We start from the raw sequence: 25,359 nt of genomic DNA, 5'->3' as shown, positions 1-25,359 counted from the left end.
ACCCCTGAGAGAAGACCCGCTATGACTGTCGCCGGCAAGCGCCCCGGAACCTGGTTCGTGACCGGTACCTCCCGCGGCCTGGGACTCGAACTGGCCAAGCAGTTGCTGAGCGGGGGCGCGAACGTCGCGGCCACGACCCGGTCCGCGCAGCGCCTGCTGGCTGCTCTGAGCGGGCAGGTCGACACCTCCCGCCTGCTGCCGCTGGCCGTGGACCTGATCGACCAGAAGCAGGTCGAGCAGGCGGTCGCCCGGACCCTGGAGCGCTTCGGCGCCCTGGACACGGTGGTCAACAACGCCGGCTACGGCTTCCTGGCCGCGGTCGAGGAGACCAGCGACCGCGAGGTCCGCGACATGCTCGACGTCCAGGTGGTCGGCGTGTGGAACGTCCTGCGCGCCACCCTGCCCACCCTGCGGGCCCAGCGCTCGGGCCACATCGTGAACGTCTCCTCGGTGCTGGGCCTGACCGCGGTCCCCGGCTGGGGCCTGTACTGCGCAGGCAAGTTCGCCCTGGAAGGCCTCAGCGAGGCGCTGGCCGCCGAGGTCGCCGACTTCGGCGTCAAGGTCACCATCGTGGAGCCGGGCTACTTCCGCACCTCCTTCCTGGCCCCCGACTCCCTCGCCCTGCCCGCCGAGCACTCCGAGCACTATCCCGCCGTCCGCGCCATGGTCGCGGACCACCTGGAGCTCCAGGGCAACCAGCCGGGCGACCCGGTCAAGGGCGCCGCCGCGATCATCCGGCAGGTTCTGGCCGGCGACGGTCCGCTGCGCCAACTGCTCGGCTCGGACTCCCACGCCTACGCCACGGCCAAGGTCGACGCGCTGCGGGCCAACCTGGACGCCACTGCCTCCAGCGCCCCGGCCACCGACTTCACCGCGGTCTGACCGTTCCGTGAGTGGGATGCCGGGCTGCTTCCTGCACCGCTGGAACTTGATCTCCCCCCGCGCCGGAGGCACCCACCGGCGCGGGGGAGGGACACCGCCGGGCACCGCGCCCTCTCGCTCGGCACGTCGCACCCGTGCACCGCCTTCGACAACCTCCGCAATGCCCTGGCTGTGCACGGCGCCACCTTCGACGACGTGCTGTCGGTCGGGGTGTACCTGGCGCACGAGCGGTCTGCGTCCAGGCGTGCTGTTTGGAATCAGCGCTCTCGCGGTGCTGGAGGCTCAGCGAAGCCGACTACCGGGTGCGGCGCCACCAGTGGCGGTCGACGATGAGCTCTTCGAGGCCGCTGAGCCGGTCCGCAGCCATCTGCGCATGGGTATCGGGGTGTTCCAGCGCGACGCGGAGGTCGGATACGAGGTAGGCCGCTTCGCGGGCCTCGCATTGGGTTCTGAGGACTTCCGAAGAGGTCGCGGTCGCGCTTGTTATGACCTCGAGAACGGTCTCCAGGTGAGGGCCGCTGAACCGGGCCAGGAAGAACCAGTCATCGACCGGTTCACCGAAGCGGGCCCATTCGAAGTCCAGCAGGGCTGTCACGCTCCGATCGCGCGCGAGCCAGTTGCCCCAGTGGCAGTCCGCGTGAACCGGGACGGCTGCCGCGGCCTGCAGCGGCGCCCGTTCCCCGATCGCCGTCAGGCCGTTGAGCAGACGGCGAGGTACGGTTCCGTGGCTGTCCAGGGCGGCGAGGCTCTCCACCTCGGCGAGGAGCGCAACCTGTCCGGCGAACCCGCCGTGGTCAAGAGGCTCCCTCAGGGTCTGTTCAACCTGACCCGTGGGCACCCACCTGTGCAGTGTCTCGAGCCGCTGGACGGCTTCCTCAGCCAATGAGCGAGCGGTCGCTCGGTCCACGCCGGGCATCCCCATGCCCGGTGCCGTCCCCGGCACCCGGACGTAGCAGGCGTATCGAATCTCGCGCGTCCCGAGCCGGTGGAGCCCGCTGGCAAGCAGGGGCGCCGTGAGGCCGCTGGGCAACTGGTCCGCGAGCAGCGCCTCCCGGTCCAGTCGGGCGTGGCCGCCGGCATCGATGAGCTTCACGACAATGTCCGAGCCGACGTAGACGTGATGCGAACTGCTCTCCACCGCAGCCATGGGGCCGGGATCGCTCCCCAAAGCCGCCGCGGCGACTGCGCGAGCCGCATCGTGGGCCTGCCACAGGTCGGTCATGAGCCTCCAACTGTAGACAATGATCATACCGTTGGCGTCGAGCGAGGAGTCCTGTTCACAATGTGTTTCTGACGCGCCGCCAGCAGATGATCGTGCAGCCGGAGGCCGTGTGGCTGTGCTGCGGGGTGGTTGTCGCGCCGTGCGGCGCGGTGGCACGATGTTCGCTGACGCTGGTTCCGGTGTCGGGGGATGGCTGGTGCGGGAGTGCCTGTCCGCTGGGGGAGCGCTTATGGCGATTCGCTTTTTCAATCTGTTTGCAACTGATCCTGTGTTCCAGGCGGCTCATGATCAGTTGACCGCCTGCGACCGGGTGGCTGCGGCTGGCGACGCGGGTTGGGGACTGTGGCCCGCGCCGACCGTTCTCAGCGGTCGGCTTCTGACCAAGCTGGCCAACGTTCCCGGTGCCAGCGTGTTGGTCAGTGGTGTCAACAGGAATCGGATGCCGGTGGGGTCGACCGAGCTGATCGCGATTCCCCACGGGACCACGGACCAGCACATCCTGACCCAGGAGACCGCCGCGGGCGTGCGCCACTGGCTCGGGGCGAACCCCGGAGCGGCGGTGGGCATCAAGGTCGAGGTGCTCGCCACCCCGAGCACGTTGTTCGCCGGCACGATCGTCGAGATCCTGACGCACGAGCTGGCCGCGCACGCGGAGCCGTTCGCGGACTTCTTGATCGCCGAGGCGGCGCAGGCCGGAACGGGCGTGCTGGACACCGAGGACCAGCAGCACCTGGCGCTGCACCAGGGCAACCCCCGGTACCGCCTGATCGGAGCCGAGTACGTGACCAGGTACGTTGCCGCCGACCAGGCCCCGCGCTTCCGGGTGAGGATGCAGCAGGACACCAAGGCCAACGCCACCCTGCCGCCCGGCGTCTGAGCCCGTCCGACCCCGGCGGCGAGCCCGCCGGGATTCGCTTGGTTGCCTCGCCTCGTGTGGTATCGCTACCACTGACTCTGCCCGTGGCCACTGGCGTGCTGTCAACGCAAGGATGCAGCCTCATGTGGATGTAATCCAACCTCAGGCAGCATCGGTCTGTCGTTCAGTGGTTTCTGTCGCTATGGTATCGATACCATGATGATGATTCCTTCTGATCCTGATCGAGGAGATGCCGCAGTGCGGGATTCCCACGTGTACGACGCTGATCCGTGCTACCTGCCTGTGGGCGGGTCCACGGGATCCGGGTGGGCTGCCGCCGTCGCGACCCTGCGGCCCGACTGTGCCGTGCTGGCGGTGGACGGGCCGGCCATCGCGGGCTGGGACCGGATCCGCGCCGGACTGTCCGAGGCGCTCACCGCGCTGGGGCGGCCGGTGGCGTTGCTGGACCTGCGCACGCGGTTCGCGCCCTGGGACCAGATCCTTGCCTCCGGCGGCGGCGACGCGCTGGCCAAGGATCCCGACTTCGCCGCGCTGGAGACCCGGTCGCTGGTCGACTTCTTCGACGAGCTTCCCCGCCCGCAGCGCACAGCGGGCTCGGTCCTGATCGTCTTCGGCCCGGGTGCCGCCCTGGTGGAGCACGACGTGCTCTGGTATGCGGACCTGCCCAAGCGCTACGCCGAGGCCGCGATCACCGACGGGGTAGGTCTGAATCTCGCCCAGCCCCCGGACCGCGGCCCGGGGACCACGCGGCGCCTGTTCTACATCGACTGGCCGGTCCTGGACCGCCACCGCGACACCATCGCCGATGACATCGCGCTGTGGGTGGATACGCAGGCCCCCGAGGACCCGCAATGGTTGTCCGGGGACACGCTGCGGAGCACCCTGTCCGCCCTTTCGCGGCGGCCGTTCCGGACCCGTCCCACGTTCAACTCCACCCCGTGGGGCGGCCACTGGGGACAGGACACGCTCGGATACGGCCGAGAGCGGCCCAACACCGCACTGGGCTACGAGCTGATCGCGCCCGAGAGCGGTGTGCTCATCGGCGAGCGCGGCGAACGCGGCGAGCACGACGCAGACGGCGGGCGCAGCGCACGCGCCGTCGAAGTCCCCTTCCAACTGCTGGTCGCCCAGCACCCCGAGCAGGTACTCGGCGGCCAGGTGCACGCCGCGTTCGGCACCTCGTTCCCGATCCGCTTCGACTACCTGGACACCCTGGGAGGCGGCGCGCTGTCGGTGCACTGCCATCCCCAGGCGGACTACATGAAGGACGTCTTCGGCTGGCCCTACACCCAGCACGAGACCTACTACGTGATGGTCAGCCAACCGGGCCGCCACATCTATCTGGGGCTGAAGGGCGACGCCGACGTGGAGAAGTTCCACCACGACGCCCACAGCGCCCACCACCAGGGCCGTCCTTTCGCCATGGACGACCACGTACAGAGCTTCCCGGCCGACCCCCACCAGTTGTTCCTGATCCCGGCCGGCACCCCGCACGGCAGCGGCGAGGGCAACGTCGTACTGGAGGTCTCCGCCACCCCCTACCTGTACAGCCTGCGGTTCTACGACTGGCTGCGGCGCGGCCGTGACGGGAGCCAGCGTCCGGTGCACGTCGAGCACGCGTTCAACAACCTGGACACCAACCGCACGGGCGAGCACGTCGCCCGGGACCTGGTCCAGCAGCCGCGCACCCTGCGCCAGGGGCCGGGCTGGCACGAGGAGGTCATCGGCAGTCTGCCGGAGATGTTCTTCGACGTGCGGCGTATCGTCCTGGAGTCCGAGGAGGAGGTCGGTGACGACACCGAGGGCCGGTTCCATGTGATCAACGTGGTGGAGGGAGGCGGCGTGCTGGTGCGGACGGCCGACGGCCACAGCCATGCCCTGGCCTACGCGGAGACCCTGACGATCCCGGCCGCCGTGGGCGCGTACACGCTGCGCCGCCTGGGGAGCGCGCCGGTGCGCATCGTGAAGGCCCTGGTGCAGTGAGCGGCAGCAGCACAGCACGGCCGGCGGGTGACGGCACCGCGTGGATCCCGGCCCTCGACATCGGTGGCACACATGTCACCCCGGGCATGGTCGACCTGACCGAGCGTCAGGTGCACACCAGCGGCAAGTGGCGCCGTTCCCTGGCACCCGAGGGTTCCGCGGACGAGATAGTGGACGCCATCGCGGCAGCCGCGCTCGAGTTGGACGCCGGCCCCGGCCGGCACTGGGCCGTCGCGGTCCCCGGACCCTTCGACTACGAGCACGGCATCGCGCTGTTCCACGGAGTCGGCAAGTTCGAGGCACTGTACGGTCTGGACCTGCGCGCGGCCCTGATGTCGGCGCTGCCCCGCCCCTCGGCGCTGACGTTCGTCAACGACGCCGACGCGTTCCTGCTCGGGGAGAGGACGGCGGGAGCGGCACGGGGCCACGAGCGCGCCGTGGGGATCACGTTGGGCAGCGGCGTCGGTTCGTCCTTCCTGGCCGACGGGGAGGTGGTCGGACAGGGCCCGGACGTGCCACCGCAGGGACGGGTGGATCTGCTGACCCACGACGGGCGACCGTTGGAGGAGACCGTCTCCCGGCGGGCGATCCGGGACGCCTACGCGCAGGCCGCGGCGTCCAGGGGCGGGCCGCCGGCGGACGTCAAGGAGATCGCCGAACGGGCACGCGGCGGGGAAGCAGCCGCCGAGCGGGTCCTGCGAGACGCCATGGGCGTGTTGGGGGTGGTACTCGCACCCTGGCTGGCTCGGTTCAGGGCCACCGTCCTGGTCGTGGGCGGTTCCTTCACGGGTTCCTGGGACCTGCTCGCCGGCCCGCTGTGCGTCGGGATCGCCGCGGCCGAACCGGAGTCGGTGCCGCGCCCCGAAGTCGTGCGTGCGCTACTGCCCGTCCAGGCGCCGCTGCTCGGAGCGGCCGTGGTGGCGGAGCGCGCCCGGACCCGCGCGATCTGACACACTTTCGGCGCGGGCCGGGGCTTGGGCCTGGTCCGACCCGGTGCTGCGGCCATGCGGTCGTGCGGCTACGCGGTCATACGGCCATACGGCCATACGGAAGGCGGTTGAACGAGGCCGCAGGGAGACGAGGGAGGCAGATGCCAGGGCAGGGACGGAAGTCCGCACCGACGATGGCGGACGTGGCGAAGCACGCCGGGGTGGCCCCGATGACGGTGTCCCGGGCGCTCCACGACGATCCGCGGGTCTCCCCGTCGACCCGCGTCAAGGTTCTGGCCTCCGTCGCGGCACTGGGCTACCGGCGCAACGAGGTCGCGCGCAGCCTGCGGGCCGGGCAGAGCAGCGATCTGCTGGGGCTCGTCGTCACCAACCTCGCCAACCCCTTTTACGCGCAACTGGCCCTGGGGGTGGAGTCGTTCGCTGCCGAGCACGGGATGACCATGGTGCTCGGCAATACGGCGGAGGATCCCGGGCGCGAGAAGGAACTCGTCAACAACCTCGTCTCACGGCGCGTCAGCGGCATCATCGTGGTGCCCGCCGGCAGCGACCACAGCCATCTCCGGCCGTCGGGCCTCGACGGCATGCCCGTTGTGCTGGCCGCCCGCCCGCCGTCGCGGGCGGAGCTGGACTGTGTCCTGGTCGACGACTTCGGCGGCGCTCTTGCGGCGGCGCGCGTGCTGACCGGGGCCGGCCACCGACGCATCGGCTTCCTGGGCCCCTTGCCCGGCCTGTGGACCAGCGCCGAGCGCTTCCGCGGCTTCTGCACCGCCCTGGCCGAGGCCGGGCTGGCCGTCGACGAGCAGAACGTACGCTTCGGCCTGCGTGACGTCCCTGCCGCCGAGCACGCCGCCAGAGAACTGCTGCACCTGGCCGACCCTCCGACGGCCCTGTTCGCTGCCAACAACCGCAGCACCATCGGCGCCGTCCGCGCCATCACCGGGGCCCGGCCCCGGACCGCACTGGCGGGATTCGACGACTTCGAGCTCGCCGACATGCTGGGGCTGCCGCTGACCGTGGCCGCCTACGATCCGGCTGAGATCGGCATGCAAGCAGCACGGCTCCTCATCGACCGCATCGACCGCATCGAGCGTGCCGGCAACGACACACCGCCGCAGCGCGTCGTTGTTCCCACCACGCTCACCCACTACGGACAGGCCTGACCCGAAAGCGGAAGCGCGAGTCAGGGGTGTAGCGCCTGCACTGACATCGCCGGGACGTGCCCCGGCCGGCGCCGGAGCCAGTACGGTGGTCGCCATGTCGTTTGGGGAGATACTTGCCGCCATCATCGGCGCATGCGCCGGCGTGGCGCTCATGTTCGCCGCTGAGCTCTACCTTGCGCGGCGCGAGCACAATCCGATCCGGCTGACGGTCTCTCAGAGCGGGTCGCCGGGCGTCTGCGTCATCAGGAACGAGGGACTCGCGAAGGCCCACCGGGTCGGGATCTCGCTGGGCTGGTTGTCGCCGCGTGACCGTCCGCACCTCTACGTCCAGCTCAAGGAGTGGCGTGAGTTCCCGCCCGGGTCGGAGCAGCAGGTCTCGATTCCTGCGGAGTCCGCGCGGCCCGGTACGACGATCTTCGTCAGCTACAGGGTTGCGTCGAGACCGCAGTCCCAGAGGATCCTTCTGAGCATCCCTCTCGACGGCGCGGACGGCGTGCGACCCCAACCCGCTCGTTCCCCCGAGGCCCAGGCCCAGGCCCAGGCCCAGGCCCCGGCCCCGGCGAAGGCGGGCCCAACCTCCGCCTAGGGCTCGCTCCAGGGCGGAGCGGGCCTGCTCCCAACCAACGTGGCTGCCGGTCGGCCGGGAGCCTGCCGACGGGGGATCAGCGGCCCTGGAAGGGGCTGCGGTGCTTGCTGGTGAAGGGCTCCAGGATGTGGCTGACGGCCCAGGTGCTCTGGGCGATGCCGGAGCAGGTGCCGGCGCCGACTGTACCGACGCAGCCTCCGTTGTCGCGCTGGAGCGCCCAGATCGACAGGCTGGCGAGGTTGTGGCGGGTGGCCCAGGCCTTGACGGTGGCGGTGTCCGCCAGCGTGGTGGTCTCGGCGGCGCCGAAGTCGTCGATGCCGGGCATCAGGGTGATGCCGATGCCGGACCACAGCTTGGCGGCGGAGGTGTGCGGGTGGATCGCGGCGAGCTGGGCCTCGACGCCGGTCGCCGCGGTCTCCGCGTTCGTCGCCATCTCGTGGACGGTGCCGTCGTAGTAGTCGAAGGTCATGGCGTTGACCACATCGACCCGGGCATGTTCCTGCTGCGCGTTCTGGAGCAGTGCGACACCGGTGGCGCCGAGGCCGGTCGTGGTGACCGGCAGGGTGTAGGAGAAGCTGACGCTGTGTCCGGTGCGCTCGCCCCACTGCTCGACCTTGCGGATGGCCTGGTTGCGGCGGTCGATGCCGGCGGTGTTGGCGAGGGCGTCGGCTTCGACGTCCAGGTCGATCCGGTTGGTGTGGTAGGTGGTGAGGACGTTCTCGTAGACCTTGGCGATGGCGTCGACGTCGGTGCAGCTGTCGGCGATGTCGGTGGTGGTGGTGTCGGCGGAGTAGCCGCCGAAGGAGGGGATGATGTTGCCGCCGGTCCTCTGGAGTGCGGCGATGGAGCTGCCGAAGGTGGCCGAGGTGAGCGGCTGGGTGGGGTCGCCGTTCCAGTACGCGGTGCAGGAGCCCGTTACGGCGGTCTGGATGAACGCCATGGTCAGGTACTTCGCGCCGGACGCCTTGGCCAGGGTGGCGGGCTGGTCGCCGTTGTACGCCTCGAAGTACGGCGCGTACACATGAGCGGGGATCTTGTTCACTGCGCTGCTGCCGTGAGCGTGGGACCCCGCGGCGTGCGCCGCGCCCGCGCCCGCCGTGAGGACGCCCACCGAGGCGATGGCGGTCGCGACCATGCCGGTGAGCACGGTGTGGAGGGTTTTGGGCGAACGTCGCATGGTGGCTCCCAGGCAGGGGGTGATGACAGCGAGTGGCACGGCCTTTGTTGAACGCCCCAATAGTTGGACTAGACCATTCGGCTGTCAAGGGATTCAGGCAACGCGTCGGAAGACGTAAGAATTGCGGTAAGGACCAGGCCGGTCGAGGCGCGCCGGGCTGCCGCCGCCGCGGCCACCGACGTGATAGGTCCGCTGTCCTGGCAGGGCCGCCCGGAAGCCCAGTGAGAGCTGATGCGGGGTCACCTGGGGGCGCATTGCCGGGCGTTCGGAAAATTCTTCCGGCATGCTGTCGATCGAGTTTCTGAAGTTGCGGAGTGACGGGCCTGGTCCTGTACCGCCAGAACAACGGCGATATCGGGCGAACGTTCAGGCCGACGGAAATTTTGTCATGAGAATCCGCACCCCTGAAGCTGTGAAAGAGCAGCTCAAGTACGGTGCCGCTGCCGCAGTGGCGATTGCCGCGACTGCCGTGGCAGAGGCAGGTCCCATGGATAGCCCTGTCCACCGCCAATGGGGCCGGGTGCTGCGTCACGATGGAATACCACGGGACCATTTTTGGGTCACCGAAACCGAAGCTGCATGGGAGCCACGACATTTCACAGCGGTAGCTTGCCCGACTGCCCGGGGGAAGCCCTCGCTGCGGGCTGCCCGTTCGTCCAGCAGGCCGAGCAGTTCCGGCCACCGCGGTCGTTGGAGCGGGTGGCGGACGCGGCCGACCCCGCGTCGACGAGTTCGGTGTGAACGAGTTGACGGACCGCGCCGGGCGCCGCGGGCCGGGGGCGTGCTGGGGGAGCGGGTCCGAGTCCGCCGGGGCGGCACGGCTCCCGGTGGTCGGCGACGGCGAGGGCCTCCGTCCCGGCGCAGGATCGCGCGGGGCTGGTCCGCGCGGCAGGTGCTCGACGGCTCGGACGGCAGCGCCTGTCCCGGCGTGACCGGGGCAAAGCCTCGTACAGAGATCAACTACCCATGGTGGAAACGGATAAGACATGTCCTCATATCGAAGCGGGGACCGGACGTTCATTCGGGCGGCTCTTGTCTGTGATTGATCAATCGTGCCATGATGCGGCATTGGCGGGAGATTGCGCAGCCGATCCTGTGCTGAAAATGAGCAGGTCGGACGTCGTTCTCGCGCACCGTCCACAGGGGCGGTGCCGTATCCGGCAGCAGGGGGGTTCCGCATGACTCATGTCGCTGTGCGCCGACTGGCGCTGCGCTGTAGTCGGCCTGGCCCGACCGGGCTAATCGTGTACATGACGTTTCGGGCCTGAGCTGTTCTGACCTGCTGACGTGCCCGAGAACGTCCGGCGCGCCTGCTTCGCAACACCACTGTTGTCCCTGTCGGCGGCGTGAGGATCCGGGGGCCCTGCCGTTCGCCGTTGGCGTGCCGAAAAACCAGAAGTGGAGAGCGCTGACAGTTATGCGAACGATGAGAAGAGCTACCGGTGGATGGCCCCGGAGAACCGCATTCACGGCCAGTTGACGGTAAGGGGGGAGTGGACAGATGTTAGAGGACCTCGGACGTTGGTTCCACCGGTTCAGCCCGGTCGACGGTAATCCCGTTCGGCTGTTCTGCTTTCCGCATGCCGGCGGCGGCGCGGCGACATTCGTGCGCCTGTCCCGGACCCTCGCACCGGACGTGGACGTACTCGGTGTGCAGTATCCGGGCCGTCAGGACCGGTTGGGCGAGGACTGCGTCCGGACGCTGCCCGAACTGGCCGAACTGGCCGGCGCGGAGATCCGCAGACTGACCGCGGGCGGTGTTCCTTACGCGCTGCTCGGCCACAGCATGGGCGCCACGGTGGCGTTCGAAGTGGCCAGGCTGCTGGAGGCGGACGGCCCGGGCGCCGGACCGCAGGCACTGCTGGTGTCCGGCCGGGTCACCCCGGCCACCCCGGCCCGGCTCGGCGGGCGGCTGCTGGACGACCAGGCGCTCCTGGCCGACCTGCGAAGACTCGGCGGCACCTCCGCGGCCGTCCTGGACGACCCCCGCATGCTCCGCATCGTGCTGCCGTCCCTGCGTGCCGACTACCACGCGGTGCAGCGCTACGCCTACCAGGGCGACCGGCCGGCGCTCAGCTGTCCGGTCACGGCCCTGGTCGGTGATTCCGACAGCCGCGTCTCGGTCGCCGAAGCGGCCGGATGGGGCGAGTACACCAGCGGGGAGTTCGCCTGCCGGGACTTCCCCGGCGGCCACTTCTTCCTCGACGACAACCTCGGACCAGTGGCCGACTGCGTCCGGACCCTGCTGCTCGGGGGGATACGGGCATGAGGAACGACTTGCTGCTCGCGCTGCGCACGCAGCGCGGCTGGACCCAGGAGCAGCTCTCCGAGCGCTCCGGGGTCAGCGTCCGCACCATCCGGAACCTGGAGCAGGGCCGGATCCACAGTCCCCGGCGCAGCTCGCTCGACCTGCTGTTCTCGGTGCTCGACCCGGAACTGCGCAGCCTGGTCCAGATCAACGGCTCGGGACTACCGGGCAGCGCCGCCGATCCCGGCAGGCTGCCGTTCCCGACGGCCCCCGGCTCCCCGTTCGCCGGGACCGACGGCGAGGGCTGGTCCAGTCCACCGGTCCCGCAGGGACGGTGGCGCGGACCTCTGCCGCCGCGGACCTCGCTGGTCGGCCGCGACGACGACCTGGACCGGCTGAGCGGGCTGATCACCAGTCACGCGGTCACCGTGCTGACCGGGCCGGGCGGGGTCGGCAAGACCCGGCTGGCGCTGGCCGTCGCCGAACGGACGGCCGACCGGTTCCCCGGCGGCGTCGCGGTGGTCCAGCTGGGCCGGATCACCGCGGCGGCGAGCGCGGCCGGCGGTGACGGGCCCGCGGCCCTGTCGGCGGCCGAACAGGCCGTCGCCGAGCTGCTCGGCGACGAGCGGCAGCCGCCCGGCGCGGCCCCGACGCTGCTGGTCCTGGACACCGCCGAGCACCTGCCGCAGATCACCGCCGTGCTGGTGGACCGTCTGCGCGGGGCCCGGCCGGACCTGCGGCTGATCATCACCACCCGGCGCCCGCCGGTGATCCCGGAGGCCCGGATCTGGGAGATGGAACCGCTCCCGCCGGACGCCGCCGTGCAGCTGATGCGGTGCCGGCTGGCCGGGAACTCGGCGACGGACGATCTGACCAGGTCTTTCGACCTGGTCCAGAAGCTGTGCTGGGAGCTGGACCACTTACCCCGGCTGATCGAGTTCGCGGCCTACTGGCTGCGCAACGTACCGGTCTCGGCGCTGCTCTCGCTGGAGCACGTGCTGGAACTGCTGGGGCTCCCCGACTACTCGGTGCTGCCGCACCAGCGCTCGCTGCACGGCAGTCTGGAGTGGAGCTGGGCGATGCTCGGCGAACGCCACCGCCGGTTCATGGTGCGGCTCGCCGAGCAGCCGCAGCCGATCGCCAGCGACGCGCCGGAACTGGGTGAGCTGGAACCGGGAGTGAGCGGCACGGAGGCGGTCTACCTGCTGGCCGAACTGGCCAACGCCTCACTGCTGCAGGTCAGTCGCGGCGCCATCTACGAGTACCGGATGCTCCGGCACGTGCGGGCCTTTGTCCGGAACCGGAGCCCGGACCCGGCCGAGTCGCGGGTGCCGGCCGGGCTCCAGCCCAGTTGCGTCTGAGTCCGGGCGTGAAGCCCGGTGCTGCCCGTCGGCCCCCGCCGGCGGGCAGCACCGGCGGGGACCGACAGGGTCCGCCCGGCAACTTCGCAGTTGCCGGGTCCTGGCGGCAGCCGAGTTGCTGGCCGATTGCCTGTTCCCGGCCTCCGCCGGTGTGGCGTACTACGGACATGACCGACACCCTCGCCGACACCGCCCCCGGCAGTGCACCGAGCAGTGCATCCAGCAGTGCGCCGGGCGGCAGGCCCGCCGCCGCAGAGCTGATCCGCGCCGCCGCCGGACACCTCGTCCCCGGCATCACCGACCTGCACCGGCTCCTCGGCGCCGGCGGGGTCGAGGAGAGTGCCGACGGCGCCGAGGTGCGACTGAGCAACGGCCGTACCCTGCTGGACTTCGGCAGCTACGCGGTCACCCTCTTCGGGCACCGGCCGCGCCCGGTCACCGACGCGGTGCACCGCGCCATCGACACCATGCCGACCTCGACCCGGCTGGTCGCCAACCCGCACACGGTGCGGCTCGCGCAGCGGCTGACCGGCCTGCTCGACCCGGACCGGCTCACCCGGGTCTGGCTCGGCCTGACTGGGTCCGACGCGGTCGAGGCCGTGCTCAAGCTGGCCATCGCGGCCACCGGCACCAGCTCCGTGCTGGCCGTGGCCGGGGCGTTCCACGGCAAGAGCATGGGCGCCCTGGCGCTCACCGCCGACCCGGACCGGCGCGCACCGTTCGCCGGGTTCCTCGGCGACGCGCGGCACCTGCCGCTGGAGGCCGACGCGGTGCGCCGGGCGGCCCGGGAACGGCCCTTCGCCGCCCTGATCGTCGAGCCGGTGCAGGGCGAGGGCGGCGGCCGACCGCTGCCCCCGGAACTGCTGCGGCAGTGGGCCGCGGACGCCCGTGCCGCCGGGGCGTTCCTGATCGCCGACGAGATCCAGTGCGGGTTGCGCCGCTGCGGACCGGTCTCGGTCTCCCAGTCCCTCGGCCTGGAACCGGACGCGGTGCTGTTCGGCAAGCCGCTCGGCGGCGGGGTGCTGCCGCTGTCCGCCGCGGTGTGCACCGAGCGGCTGTTCGCGCCGCTGCTGGCCGACCCGTTCCTGCACACCTCCACCTTCAGCGGCCACCCCGCGTCCTGCGCCGCCGGGCTGGCCGCGCTGGACCTGCTGGACGCCTACGACGAGGACTTCGAGCGGGTCGGCCGACGGCTCGCGGGCGGGATCGGGCAGCTCGCGGAGCTGCACCCCGCGGTGATCGCCGCGGGCCGCAGCACCGGGCTGTTCGGCGTTCTGGAGTTCACCGACCGGGCGCGGTCCAGCCTGGCCCTGATGGAGGCCGGGCGGCGCGGGCTGCTGCTGGCCCCCTGCCTGACCGCGCCCACGGTGCTGCGGGTGCTCCCGCCCGTGGTCGCCACCGACGACCAGCTCGACCGGGCCTTCGACATCCTCGGCACGGTGCTCGCCTCGGTCGCCCGCCGCACCGCACCGCGCTGACCCGCCCCGCCGACCGCCCCCGACCCGCACCGCTGACCGTTCCGGGAGACGAGACGTTGCCAGCCACACCCCAGACCGTCGTGCACGACACGATCCACGCCACCGTGCAAGCCCAGGCGCTGCGCACCCCCGACGCCGTCGCCGTGGTGCACGGCCCGGTCCGGGTGGACTACCGCGAACTCGACCGGCGCTCCGACGACATCGCCCGGCACCTGACCGGGCTCGGCGTCGGCCCCGGCGTGTTCGTGCCGGTCCGGCTGCCGCGCTCGGTCTCGCTGGTCGCGACCGTGCTCGGGGTGCTGAAGACCGGAGCCGCGTACTCGCTGATCGACGCCGGCTGGCCGGACGAGCGGGTGGCCGACGTGCTCCGGCAGACCCGGGCCGAACTGCTGGTCACCGACGCCCCGCTGCCCGACGGCTTCCCGGCCCCGGTGCCGGTGTGGTCCCCGGCGGTCCTCCCGGCCGAACCGGGTCCAGCCTTCGTCCCGCGGCACCGGGTCACCCCGGCCGACCCGGCCTGCGTCTACTTCACCTCGGGCAGCACCGGCCGCCCCAAGGGCGCGGTCTCCCCGCACAGCGGCACGGTCCGCCTGGTCGCCGAGGACGGCTTCGCCGACTTCGGCCCCGGCACGGTGATACCGCTGGTCGCCGCCATGCCGTGGGACCTGTTCACGCTGGAGCTGTGGGCGCCGCTGCTCACCGGCGGAACCGTGGTCGTGGTGGACGAGCCCTACCTGTCCGGGGACACCCTGCGCGGCCTGGTCCGGGACGGCGTGACCACCGTCTGGACCACCACCTCGCTGTTCAACATGCTGGTGGACGAGGAGCCCGACTGCTTCACCGGGCTGGGCACCGTGATGGTCGGCGGCGAACGGCTCTCGCCCCCGCACGTCGCCGCCTTCCTGGCCGCCCAGCCGGACATCCCGCTGATCAACGGCTACGGCCCGGTCGAGAACACGGTGTTCAGCAGCACCCACCGGATCCGCCCCGAGGACAGCACCGTGCCCGGCGGCATCCCGATCGGGGTGCCCGTGCCCGGCACCCGGGTCTACGTGCTGGACCCCGAGGGCCGCGAGTGCCCGGACGGCACCCTCGGCGAACTGTGCTTCGCGGGCGAGGGGCTGGCGGTCGAGTACCTCGGGCAGCCCGCGCTGACCGCCGAGAAGTTCCCGGTGCTGGAACTGCGCGGGCGGTCCGAACGCGTCTACCGCAGCGGCGACCTGGGCCTGCGGGACGCGGAGGGCCTGCTGCACTACCGGGGCCGGGCCGACCGCCAGGTGAAGATCCGCGGCCACCGGGTGGAACCGGAGGAGGTCGAGGCGGTGATCCGGCGGTTGCCCGGAGTGGCCCGCTGCGTGGTGCTGCCCGCGCTCGCCCCGGACGGGGCCTGCACCGGCCTGCTGGCCTTCGCGACCGGCTCTGGCCCCGACCCGCTGGACCCGCCGCACTTGCTGGCCAGGATGCGCACCCTGGTGCCCGGCTACCAGATCCCCGAGTCGCTGACCGAGGTCGAGGCGATCCCGCTGACTCCGAACGGCAAACTGGACACGGCGGCCCTGCTGGCCCGACTGCCCGCGCCGGTGGGCCCGAACGGCAGGGGTGCCCACGGGCCGGCGGACGCGCTTCCGCCGGTGTCGGCCGAGGACCGGGAACTGCTGGAACAGCCGCTGCCCGCACTGGTCGCCGCCGTGTTCGCCGACCTGACCGGGCAGACCGTCGAGCACGTTCCCGCCGACGCCACCCTGGTCCAGCTCGGCGCGACCTCCCTGGACGCGGGCCGGGTCGCGGCCCGGCTCGGCCAGGCCCTGGGCCGGGCGGTGCCGGTCTCGCAGGTCTTCCGCACCCCCTCGGTGCGCGGCCTGGCCCGCTGGCTGGCCGAGACCGCCGGCGACCCGGCCGCCGGCCCGTCCCTGGTCGAGGACGGCCGGGTGGTCGAGGACGCCCCGGTGCCGCTGACACCGCTTCAGCAGTACTTCCTGATTGAGCACTTGGCCGCGCCCGACGACATCTCCCAGCACTGTGTGGGCGCCTGGCGGGTGGCCGGACGCCCCAACCGGCGCACCCTGCGCGCCGCCGTCGAGTACGTGCACCGCCGGCACCCCGCCCTGAGCTGCCGGTACGTGCTGGACGAGACCCCGGTGGCACTGCCGGTCGGCACGCCCGTGCCCCCGATGCGGGAGATCGTGGTCGACACCGAGGCCGAGGCCCAGGCCGCGCTCGCCCGCGAGCTGGGCCGCCCGTTCCGGCTGGAGGCCGGATACGTCTGGCAGGCGGTGTTCGTGGCGGTGCGGCAGACCCCGGTCACCTATCTCGGGGTGGCCGCCCACCACATCGCCTTCGACGGCACCTCCACCGCCGTGCTCGCCGCCGACCTGGGCGCCGCCTACCGCGCGCTGCGGGCCGGCACCCGGCCGCAACTGCCGCCCGCCCCCGGCCCGGCCGAGGTCGCGGCGGTCCGCCGGGACCAACTCCGCTACCTGGACCGCGCCGCGCAGGAGGCGCACTGGCGCACCGCTCTGGACGGCATCCGCGACCTGGCCCTGCCGCCCGCCGACTTCGGCCCGGCAGCCGAACCGCGGTCCGCCGGGCAGCCCAGCGCTGCCGTGCTGCACCGGCGGATCTCCGCCGGGACGGTGCGCGGCCTGGCCGCGCTGGCCGCGCGCGCCTCCGTCAGCTCCTACGTGGTCCACCTCTCCGCCTACGCGGAGGCCCTGGGCGGGCTCACCGGACAGGCCGACTTCGGCGTGCTCACCCCCGTCAGCCTGCGTGGTGACGCCGTGCTGGAACACGCCGTCAACTGCCTGATCAACCCGATCTGCATGCGGCTGCGCCCGCACCCGGACGGCTCGCCCGACCTCGCGGTCGGCGAGACCGCCAAGGTCGTGGCAGACGCCTTCGCGGCGCAGGACCTCTCGCTGCCGGAGATCGCCGCGCTGCTCGGTCTACGGGTGGACGGCGGGCGGGCACCGCTCGCGCAGACCATGCTGGCCCTGCAGGACACCACCCTGCCCGTCCTCGACCTGGGCGACCTGGGCACCGGCATCGTGATGCCGCTCTACCCGGAAGTCCCCGACGAGATCGTGGCCGGCATGTGGCCGGCGGACGCGGTGCACGCCTTCCCCGGCGTCCCGGCCGAACTGTTCGGCGAGGTCTGGCCGGGCGCGGACGGCACCGCCCGGATCCTGGTCCACTACCAGCCCGGCCGGGCCCCCAGGGCCTTCGCGGAGCGCCTCGCCGACGCCTTCGCCGCCCGACTGGAACGCTATGCGCAGGCGCCGTCGGCGCCGTAGCGGTCCGGGGCAGTACAGACCGAAGGCCTGTCCGGGGGACCGGACAGGCCTTCCGCTTCGAGACCGGCTCAGCGCTTCTGGATCCTGACGAACCACCAGTTCCGCCGGGGCGCTTGCGGGGCCTTCGGCGGTTCCGGTTCGCGGACCTCGACCTGGACCGCACCGGCGAAGGCGACACCCTCGATCCGGACCGTGACACCGGTGGCAGCGGCAGTCGCCGCCCCGGTGTCCAGGCCGCGCCCGAACGGGCCCAGCACGCTGCGGCCGGCGGCCCGCACGGTCACTCCCGGGGGCACGATCACCCGCACCGTGCCCAGCAGGCCGTAGGCCCGGAGCAGTGTCTCCGGCGCCGCGAACACCGCGTCGCGCAAGTCGAGTTCGACCGTGCCGAGGGTGGCGGCTGCGGTGTAGCGGGCGGGCACCACCCAGCGGGCGGCACGTCGGATCGTGCCGAGCAGCGCCACGCTGCTGCGGCGCGGCCCGGGTTCACCGCCGACCAACGGCGTGCCGTCCGGGTGCGCAGCCGGGGCGGCCGGCTCCGGCAGGTCCCGCAGCAGCGGGACCAGGTCCTGCGGCAGCTGCGCCGCGAACGCCCGGGCCAGGCGCTGGTCGAGTTCCTCGGTGCTCAGCCGGCCCTCGGCGAGGGCCTGCTGCAGGCGGCTCGCGGCCTGCTCGCGGTCCGCGTCGGACAACCGGACCTGTCCGGGGTCCGACCGGATCGGTGCCTTCTCCACGGTGGGGCGTCCTCTCTCGTCCATGTCGCGTGGGTGGTGTGGCCCATCGGTGCTCAGGTGCCGGTGGCCCGGATCAGGCTGAGCGGTCGCAGGTCGGTCCAGTGCTCGTTGACGTAGTCGACACAGGAGTCCCGGTCGGCCTCGCCGTGCACGACCGTCCACCCGGCGGGCACCTCGGCGAACGACGGCCAAAGGGAATGCTGGCCCTCGTCGTTGACGACCACCACGAAGCGGCCGTCCGGGTTCTCGAAGGGGTTGCTCATGGCTGGGAATTCCTTTCCTCGGTGGCACTGGACCGGGTGGAGCGGGAGACGGCGGCGGCGAGCAGCGCGGCCAGGCCGCGCAGGGTCGGGGTGCGGTGCACGGCACCCGGCGGCAGTTCGACGCCGAAGGTGTCGGCGATCCGGCCGCTGAGCCGCAGCGCGGCCAGCGAGTCGCCGCCGATCCGGAAGAAGTCGTCCTCGTCCGCGACCTGCTGAGTCTGCGTCAGTTCACTGACGAAGCCGCGCAGGGTGTCCAGGAGCGGTTCCGGGACCGGTTCGGACGGACGGGCGCTCACCTGCCGGGTGACCGGCCCGGCGGCTCGTTCGGGAAGACGCGGACCGGACGAGGCGGTGAGGTCGGCGACGCGGGCCTCGGGCTCGGCGGCCCACCGCTCCAGCAGCCGCCGTAGCCGGGCCAGCACCGCCGCCGCGGTGGCGCCGGGCACGGCGTCCGGGTGGTGGTCGAGCGCCAGGTGCAGCCGCTCGTCCGGGGCCACGGTCAGCTTCAGCGGGTAGTGGTAGGCGTCGCGCCCGGAGAAGCCGGTGACGTTCAGCCCGCCCTCCCCGGCCAGTTCGCGCACGGTCTGCCGCTGCGGGTAGTTCTGGAACACGACACAGGTGTCGAACAGCGGACCGGCCCCGGCCGCCCGCTGGATCTCCGCCAGCCCCAGGTGCCGGTGCGCGGCGAGCCCCGCCTGCTCCGACTGGAGCCGTGCGAGCAGAACGGCCATCGGCTGGGCCGGGTCGATCCCGACCCGGACCGGAGCGGTGCTGATGAGCGGACCGACGATCTCGGCCACCCCCGGCAGTTCGGCCGGCCGCTCCGCCCCGGTGGCGCCGAAGACCACGTCGGCCGCCCCGGTCAGCTCACCGAGCAGCAGCGCCCACAGGCCCTGCACCACGGTGTTGAGGGTCAGCCCATGCTGTCGGGCGGCGGCGGTCAGTGCGGCCGTGGTGGTCGGGTCCAGCTCCGTCGACAGCTGCTCCGGCAGCACGGTCGGGAACCCGGACGGCGCGACCAGGGTCGGCACCACCCTCCCGGCCGCCCCGCCCAGCGTTTCGCGCCAGGCCCCGGCGGCGGCCTCGCGGTCCTGCGCGGCCAGCCAGCCCAGGTAGTCGGCCAGACCCACCGGAGCCGGCAGTGCCGGGTCCTCGCCGGACCGCTCTGCCCGGTAGAGGGCGAACAGGTCGCGCAGGACCAGTGGCAGCGACCAGCCGTCCAGCAGGATGTGGTGGGCCGTCAGCACCAGGGCGGCCCGCCGGTCCGGCAACCTGACCAGGACGAACCGCAGCAGCGGCGGACGGTCCAGGTCGAAGCGGCGCAGCCGCTCTCCTGTCAGCAACTCGGCCAGTTGCCCGGCAGGGTCGGCCGCGTCGCTCAGGTCGGCCTCCTGCCACGGTAGCGGCACCGACTCCGGCACCGCCTGCACCGCCAGGTCGCCGAGCCGGATGAATCCGGCCCGCAGCGCGGGATGCCGGGCCAGCAGCCGCTCGCAGGCGGCCCGCAGTGCCGGGCGGTCCGGTGCGCCCGCCAGCTCCACGGTGAACTGCACCGAGTAGACGTCGGTCTGCTCCGGGTCCCGCAGCGCGTGGTACAGCAACCCCTGCTGCACCGGTGCCAGCGGCAGCAGGTCCTGCAGCGGGGCCGGCCCGACCTTTGATTCGGCCTGGGCCACCGCAGCCTGGGTCAGCGCCAGCAGCGGGAAGTCGGCCGGCGTGCGCCCGCCGGCGTCGGGGCGGCGCAGGTGCGCGGCGAGCACCCGCAGCGCCTCGCACCAGGCCTCGGCCAGATCCCGCACCTCGGCCTCGGTCAGCAGCGCACCCGCCCAGGTCCAGCGGCCCACCAGCCTCGGGCCTTCCGGACCCTCCTCGACCACGGCGTCCAGGTCGAGCAGATGCGGGACCGGCTGGGCCAGATCCGCGCCCAGCGGCAGTACGTCGGACTCGGGCGCCGGGGTCCAGTCGCCGGTGCCGCCCCGGGCCTGCCGGCCCAGGTAGTTGAAGCCGACCTGCGGTACCGTCGGCGCCTGGTCCGGCCGCACGCCGTAGTGGCGGCCCCGGTCCGGCACCCGGCGCAGGTCCTCCTTCACCCGCATCAGCGCCCGGCCGGCCGACGACTCGTCCCAACCGGCCTCGCCCGGGTTGAGCAGGGCCGGCGCCTGGCTGGTGAACCAGCCCACGGTGCGGCTGAGGTCGAGCCCGGCGTCCTCACGGCCGTGCCGCTCGACGTCCACCAGGACGGCGCTGCCGCCGTCGGGTCCGCGTCGGGACCGCCAGCGGGCGACGGCCAGGGCCAGCGCGGTCAGCAGGGCCTCGTCCAGGCCGGCCCGGTAAGCCGTCGGGACGTGCTCCAGCAGGGACAGCGTGTCCGCGACCGGCAGCTCGACGGTGAGGCCGCCCGCGTGGGCGTAGCTGTCGCCCGGCCCCACCTGACGATCGGTCAGCGCCGGGTCCTCGAAGGCGCCGAGGTCCTGCCAGTAGGCGCTGCCGCGGTCCGGCGACGGTGCGGCGGCCAGCCGCCGCGCCCAGGTCCGGAACGAGGCGGGCACCGGTGCGAGCGCGGGTTCCGTGCCGCCCGCCGTCGCCGACCAGGCCTGGTGCAGGTCGGTGAGCAGGATCGGCCAGGACACCGCGTCCACCGCCAGGTGATGTACCGTCAGCAGCAGCCGCCCGGAGGCCTCCGGGCCCGCGTCGAACCAGACCGCCCGCAGTACCGCGCCCCGTTCGGGCGCGAGGTCCGCCTGCGCGGTGGCAGCCTCGACCGCCACCAGCCCGCGCAGCCCGTCCTCGGCCGAGAGCACTGCCTGCGGCACCGCGACCCGCCGCAGCAGGTCCGCCGCCGCGACCGCGCCCCGGGGCGCGGTCGCCAGCGACCAGTCGCCCGACTCCGTCACCGTCAGCCGCAGCCTCAGCATGTCGTGACGGTCCATCACCGCCTGCAGCGCGGCCCGCAGCACGTCCCGGTCCATCCCGGCCGGCACCGTCAACAGGGCTGCCTGGGAGAACCCGGCTGAACTGCCGCCCCGGTCCCGCAGCGCCCGCATGATCGGCGTCAGCGGCACGTCGCCGATCCCCGCGTCGGGGTCCTCCGCGAGTGCGGCTTCGGCGGTGCGGGCGATCCGGGCCAGCCCGGCCGGGGTCGGCCGGGCGAACACGTCCCGGGGGGTGAGCAGTAGGCCCTCGGCCCGGGCCCGCGCGGTCAGCTGGATCGACAGGATCGAGTCGCCGCCCAGGGCGAAGAACCCGTCGTCGGCGCCGACCCCGGGCAGTCCCAGCACCTCGGCGAACAGCGTGCACAGCAGCTCTTCGCGCGGCGTCGCGGCGGCCCGGCCCGCAGTCTCCGCGGCGAAGTCCGGTGCGGGCAGGGCGCGCCGGTCGAGCTTGCCGCTCGGGCCCAGCGGCAGGGCCGGCAGCAGCACGATCGCGGACGGCACCAGCGCGGCGGGAAGCACGGCGGCGGCGTGCTCGCGCAACTCCTCCACGGTCGGGTCGGCCCCGGCGGCCGGGACGGCGTAGGCGACCAGTCGCTGCACCCCCGGCCGGTCCTCGCGGACCAGCACCGCACAGTCGGCCAGCCCCGGGTGCCGGGTCAGGGCGGCTTCGATCTCCCCGGGCTCGATCCGTTGGCCGCGGATCTTCACCTGGTCGTCGACCCGGCCGACGTAGAGCAGTTGGCCCTCGGGGCTCCAGCGCACCAGGTCCCCGGTGCGGTAGAGCCGGCTCCCGGGCGGACCGAACGGGCTGGCCACGAAGCGCTCGGCGGTCAGTACGGGCCGACCGTGGTAGCCCAGCGCCAGGCCCGTTCCGGCCAGGTACAGCTCGCCGACCGCACCCGTCGGCAGCGGGCGCAGCGCGCCGTCCAGGACGTGCACGGCGGTGTTGTCGATCGGCCGCCCGATCGGGACGGCGGCGGGCTCCGGGGTGTCCACGGTCCAGGCGGTCACGTCCACGGCGGCCTCGGTGGGCCCGTAGAAGTTGTGCAGCGCGGTACCGCCCAGCAGTCGGTGGAACCTGGCCGCGAGCCGGGGCGGCAGTGCCTCGCCGCTGCAGACCACATGCCGCAGGCTGGTGCAGTCACCGGCTCCGGGCCACTGCAGGAACGCCTCCAGCATCGACGGCACGAAGTGCGCGTAGGTGATCTGCTCGCGCCGGATCAGCGCGGCCAGCGCTTCCGGGTCGCGGTGTGCGCCGGGCGGCGCCACCACGAGCGTCGCACCGACCGTCAGCGGCCAGAAGAACTCCACCACGGACACGTCGAAGCTGGACGGGGTCTTCAGCAGCACCCGGCCGTCCGCGCCGCCCGACGGGCAGTACCGTTCCATCCAGCGCAGCCGGTTCACGATCGCGCTGTGCGGGACCACCACGCCCTTCGGGCGCCCGGTGGAGCCGCTGGTGTAGAGCACATAGGCGGGATCGCCCGGACGGGCCTGCGGCAGTGGTCCGGCGTCCTCGCCGGGCCGGCCGTCCGGCGCCAGCAGCTCCTGGTAGGAGGCGTCGGTGACGGTGCACACCGGATCCGCGTCGGCCAGCATGAACGCCACCCTGTCCGACGGATAGTCCGGATCCACCGGCAGGTACGCCGCCCCGGAGCGGTGCACCGCGTGCAGCGCGACGACCAGCTCCGCCGAGCGCTCCATCGCGACCGCGACCGTCCGGCCGGGACCGGCGCCGAGCCGTACCAGGCGTCCGGCCAGCCGCTCCACCGCCGCGTCCAGCTCGGCGTAGCTCAGGGTGCGGTCGCCGTCGACCAGGGCGGGCGCGTCCGGGGTGGCCGCCGCCTTGGCCGCGAACAGGGCCGGCAGAGTGGTCGGTTCGGCCGCGACCGCGGTGTCGTTCCACTCCTGCAGCTGCTGCTGCTCGCGCCGGGTGAGCAGGCCGACCCGGCCCACCGGCTGGTCCGGGTCCGCCACGAAGGCGGCCAGCAGCAGGTCCAGCCGGTCCCGCAGCCTCGCCGCGGCCTGCGGGCCGAAGCGCAGCGGATGGTGGCTCAGCTCCAGCCGCAGCCGTTCGCCCGGCACCGCCATCAGGCTCAGCGGATAGTGCGTCGAACCCAGCACGTCACTGGCGCCGGCGTCATAGGGCCGCACCCCGACGCCGACCCCGTCGCCGGCGACCCCGGTCAACGCGCCCGGCGCGTTCTCGAAGACGGTTGTGGTGTCGAACAGTTGGGGCAGCTCCGCCAGCCGCTGGATCTCGGCCAGCCCCAGGTACTGGTGCGGCGTCAGCAGCGCCTGCTCGTCCTGCAACTGTCCGAACTGCTCGGCCAACGGCAGCGCCGGGTCGATCCGCATCCGGGCAGGGACGGTGTTCATCAGCAGGCCGACGATGTTCTCGACACCGGGCAGGTCGGCCGGTCGGCCGGAGACGGTCGCGCCGAACACCACGTCCTGCCGTCCGGTCTCGGCCGCCAGCAGCAGTCCCCAGACGCCCTGCACCACGGTGTTCAGGGTCAGACCCGCCGCTCGGGCGCCCCGGGTCAGCTCGGCGGTGCGGCGCTCGGACAGCTCCAGCGTCAGCGTGTCGTTGGCGAGCTGCGCGTCACCGCGCACCCCCGGTGCCAGCAGCGTCGGCTCCGTCACCCCGTCGAGGGACCGCCGCCAGGCGTCCTCGGCCGCGCTCCGGTCCTGACCGTCCAGCCAGACCAGGTAGTCCCGGAACGGCACGGCCGGCGGCAGCGGCTCGGAGTCGAGGGGGTCGAGGGAGAGCCGGACCAGGTCGCCCAGGACCAGCGGCAGCGACCAGGCGTCCAGCAGCAGGTGGTGGTAGGACAGCACGAGCACCTGCCGCTCCGCGCCGAGCCGGGCCAGCGTGAACCGGACCAGTGGCGGCCGGGCGGTGTCGAACCGCCGCAGGCGGTCCTCGATCAGCAGTGCGGTCAGTTCTGCGTCCGGATCCGCCGACCCACTCAGGTCGACTTCCTGCCAAGGCAGTTCGGCATCGCCGGAGACCACCTGCACCGGCCGTCCTGACGGCGTGACGACGAACCCCGAGCGCAGGGCCGGATGCCGGGCGAGTAGACCCGCGCAGGCCGCGCGCACCTGCTCGGGAGCCACCGGACCGGTCAGCTCCATGGCGGTCTGGACGGTGTAGACGTCCACCCCGTCGGTGTCGTAGAGGGCGTGGAACAGCATGCCCTCCTGCAGCGGGGTGAGCGGCAGGAACTCCTCGGCGTCCGGGTGGACCGCCAGCAGACCCTGCCGCTCCTGGTCGTCCAGCACCAACAGCGGCACTGACCGGTCCGGCTGCGACCGTTCGGGCTGCGCCTCGGCCCCCGCCTCGGCGGCGGCCCGCGCCAGCTCGGCCACGGTCTTGTGCACGAACACATCACGCGGGCTCAGCGCCAGACCCTCCCTGCGGGCGCGGGCCACCAGCTGGATCGAGAGGATCGAGTCACCGCCGAGAGCGAAGAAGTTGTCGTCGACGGAGATCTCGGCCACCTCCAGCACCTCGACGAACAGCGCCCGCAGCAGCTCCTCCGGCCCGGTCAGCGGCTCCCGGCCGCTACCGGGCTTCTTTCCGTACTGCGGCTCGGGCAGGGCCCGCCGGTCCACCTTGCCGGCGAGGGTCAGCGGCAGAGTCGGCAGGGACACGAACGCGGCCGGGACCATGTAGTCCGGCAGGCGGTCGGCGGTGTGGGCGCGCAGGGCATCCGGGTCGAGTACGGTCCCCTCGGCCGGGACGACGTAGGCGATGAGCTGCTTGCTGCCGTTGGTGTGCGTGCGGGCGACGACCACCGCCTGCGCCAGGTCGGGGCTTGCCGCGAGTGTGGTCTCGATCTCGGCGAGTTCGATGCGGTAGCCGCGGATTTTGACTTGGTCGTCGGTGCGGCCGGTGAAGGTGAGGGTGTTGTTGGTCCAGCGTGCGGTGTCGCCGGTGCGGTACATGCGGGTGCCGGGTGGGCCGTAGGGGTCGGGGAGGAAGTGGGTGGCGGTCTGTCCGTACTGGCCCAGGTAGCCGCGGGCCAGGCCTGAGCCGGCGAGGTAGAGCTCGCCGTTGGTGTTGTCGGGGACGGGGTGCAGGTTGGGGTCCAGGAGGTAGGCGTGCATGCCGTCGAGGGGGAGTCCGATGGGCATGGCGGTGGGGACCGGGTCGTGGGTGGTGAGGGGGTGTCGGGTGGCGATGACGGTGCTTTCGGCGGGTCCGTAGGC

General features: G+C 72.7%; 15 protein-coding genes. 10 read left to right on the top strand and 5 right to left on the bottom strand.

The features are described 5' to 3' along the window. Nucleotides 1-21 precede the first annotated feature (21 nt). Nucleotides 22-882 (top strand): SDR family NAD(P)-dependent oxidoreductase, encoded by an 861-nt coding sequence (locus ACEZDG_RS36135; RefSeq protein ID WP_380518701.1) that lies wholly within the window; start codon nucleotides 22-24, stop codon nucleotides 880-882. 295 nt (nucleotides 883-1,177) lie between these two features. Here the strand turns inward: ACEZDG_RS36135 and ACEZDG_RS36130 are convergent, their stop codons facing one another. Beyond that, nucleotides 1,178-2,104, bottom strand: coding sequence for a phosphotransferase (locus ACEZDG_RS36130; protein ID WP_380518699.1), 927 nt, complete (start codon nucleotides 2,102-2,104; stop codon nucleotides 1,178-1,180). Nucleotides 2,105-2,333: 229 nt separating this feature from the next. On the opposite strand from ACEZDG_RS36130, the gene ACEZDG_RS36125 reads away from it, so the two are divergent. From ACEZDG_RS36125 to ACEZDG_RS36105, 5 genes are all read left to right on the top strand, one after another. Beyond that, nucleotides 2,334-2,981, top strand: a complete 648-nt coding sequence (locus ACEZDG_RS36125; RefSeq protein ID WP_380518696.1) for a hypothetical protein — start codon at nucleotides 2,334-2,336, stop codon at nucleotides 2,979-2,981. Between the two features lie 201 nt (nucleotides 2,982-3,182). Then, on the top strand, nucleotides 3,183-4,964 hold the full coding sequence (locus tag ACEZDG_RS36120; RefSeq protein ID WP_380518871.1) for a class I mannose-6-phosphate isomerase: 1,782 nt from the start codon (nucleotides 3,183-3,185) through the stop codon (nucleotides 4,962-4,964). Further along, on the top strand, nucleotides 4,961-5,914 hold the full coding sequence (locus tag ACEZDG_RS36115) for an ROK family protein (protein ID WP_380518693.1): 954 nt from the start codon (nucleotides 4,961-4,963) through the stop codon (nucleotides 5,912-5,914). Before ACEZDG_RS36120 ends, ACEZDG_RS36115 begins: the two co-directional genes overlap by 4 nt. A gap of 173 nt (nucleotides 5,915-6,087) precedes the next feature. Continuing rightward, nucleotides 6,088-7,074 carry a LacI family DNA-binding transcriptional regulator gene (locus tag ACEZDG_RS36110; RefSeq protein WP_380518690.1) on the top strand — a complete coding sequence of 329 codons (987 nt, stop codon included), beginning with the start codon at nucleotides 6,088-6,090 and terminating at the stop codon, nucleotides 7,072-7,074. A 94-nt stretch (nucleotides 7,075-7,168) separates the two neighbouring features. Further along, nucleotides 7,169-7,660 carry a hypothetical protein gene (locus ACEZDG_RS36105; RefSeq protein WP_380518687.1) on the top strand — a complete coding sequence of 164 codons (492 nt, stop codon included), beginning with the start codon at nucleotides 7,169-7,171 and terminating at the stop codon, nucleotides 7,658-7,660. 76 nt (nucleotides 7,661-7,736) lie between these two features. Here ACEZDG_RS36105 and ACEZDG_RS36100 read toward each other — a convergent pair whose 3' ends face one another. After that, nucleotides 7,737-8,837: a chitinase gene (locus ACEZDG_RS36100; protein WP_380518685.1), complete on the bottom strand. Its 1,101-nt coding sequence runs from the start codon at nucleotides 8,835-8,837 to the stop codon at nucleotides 7,737-7,739. Between the two features lie 1,501 nt (nucleotides 8,838-10,338). Between ACEZDG_RS36100 and ACEZDG_RS36095 the strand changes: the two genes are divergently transcribed. From ACEZDG_RS36095 to ACEZDG_RS36080, 4 genes are all read left to right on the top strand, one after another. Further along, the gene (locus tag ACEZDG_RS36095) at nucleotides 10,339-11,106 is read left to right on the top strand and encodes a thioesterase II family protein (RefSeq protein ID WP_380518682.1); all 768 of its coding nucleotides are present in this window, start codon (nucleotides 10,339-10,341) and stop codon (nucleotides 11,104-11,106) included. After that, a complete protein-coding gene (locus ACEZDG_RS36090) occupies nucleotides 11,103-12,446 on the top strand; it encodes a helix-turn-helix domain-containing protein (protein ID WP_380518680.1) in 1,344 nt (447 codons plus the stop codon). The genes ACEZDG_RS36095 and ACEZDG_RS36090 overlap by 4 nt, the downstream gene beginning before the upstream one ends. A gap of 167 nt (nucleotides 12,447-12,613) precedes the next feature. After that, nucleotides 12,614-13,924: an aminotransferase class III-fold pyridoxal phosphate-dependent enzyme gene (locus ACEZDG_RS36085; protein ID WP_380518677.1), complete on the top strand. Its 1,311-nt coding sequence runs from the start codon at nucleotides 12,614-12,616 to the stop codon at nucleotides 13,922-13,924. Nucleotides 13,925-13,980: 56 nt separating this feature from the next. Continuing rightward, nucleotides 13,981-17,214 (top strand): amino acid adenylation domain-containing protein, encoded by a 3,234-nt coding sequence (locus ACEZDG_RS36080; RefSeq protein ID WP_380518674.1) that lies wholly within the window; start codon nucleotides 13,981-13,983, stop codon nucleotides 17,212-17,214. A 68-nt stretch (nucleotides 17,215-17,282) separates the two neighbouring features. On the opposite strand, the gene ACEZDG_RS36075 is transcribed toward ACEZDG_RS36080, so the two are convergent. The 3 genes from ACEZDG_RS36075 to ACEZDG_RS36065 all read right to left on the bottom strand — a co-directional run. Continuing rightward, nucleotides 17,283-17,972 (bottom strand): DUF1707 SHOCT-like domain-containing protein, encoded by a 690-nt coding sequence (locus ACEZDG_RS36075; RefSeq protein WP_380518672.1) that lies wholly within the window; start codon nucleotides 17,970-17,972, stop codon nucleotides 17,283-17,285. A gap of 29 nt (nucleotides 17,973-18,001) precedes the next feature. After that, nucleotides 18,002-18,211, bottom strand: coding sequence for an MbtH family protein (locus tag ACEZDG_RS36070; protein ID WP_380518669.1), 210 nt, complete (start codon nucleotides 18,209-18,211; stop codon nucleotides 18,002-18,004). Continuing rightward, nucleotides 18,208-25,359, bottom strand: a 7,152-nt coding sequence (locus ACEZDG_RS36065; protein WP_380518667.1) for an amino acid adenylation domain-containing protein, incomplete at its 5' end; no start/stop codon positions are given. The genes ACEZDG_RS36065 and ACEZDG_RS36070, both read right to left, overlap by 4 nt.

The organism is Streptacidiphilus alkalitolerans, from assembly GCF_042511045.1.
In the GTDB taxonomy this organism is placed as follows: Bacteria; Actinomycetota; Actinomycetes; order Streptomycetales; family Streptomycetaceae; genus Streptacidiphilus; species Streptacidiphilus alkalitolerans.
Note: the sequence above shows the minus strand (reverse complement) of the source record. Positions and strands in the feature narration are given on the sequence as shown.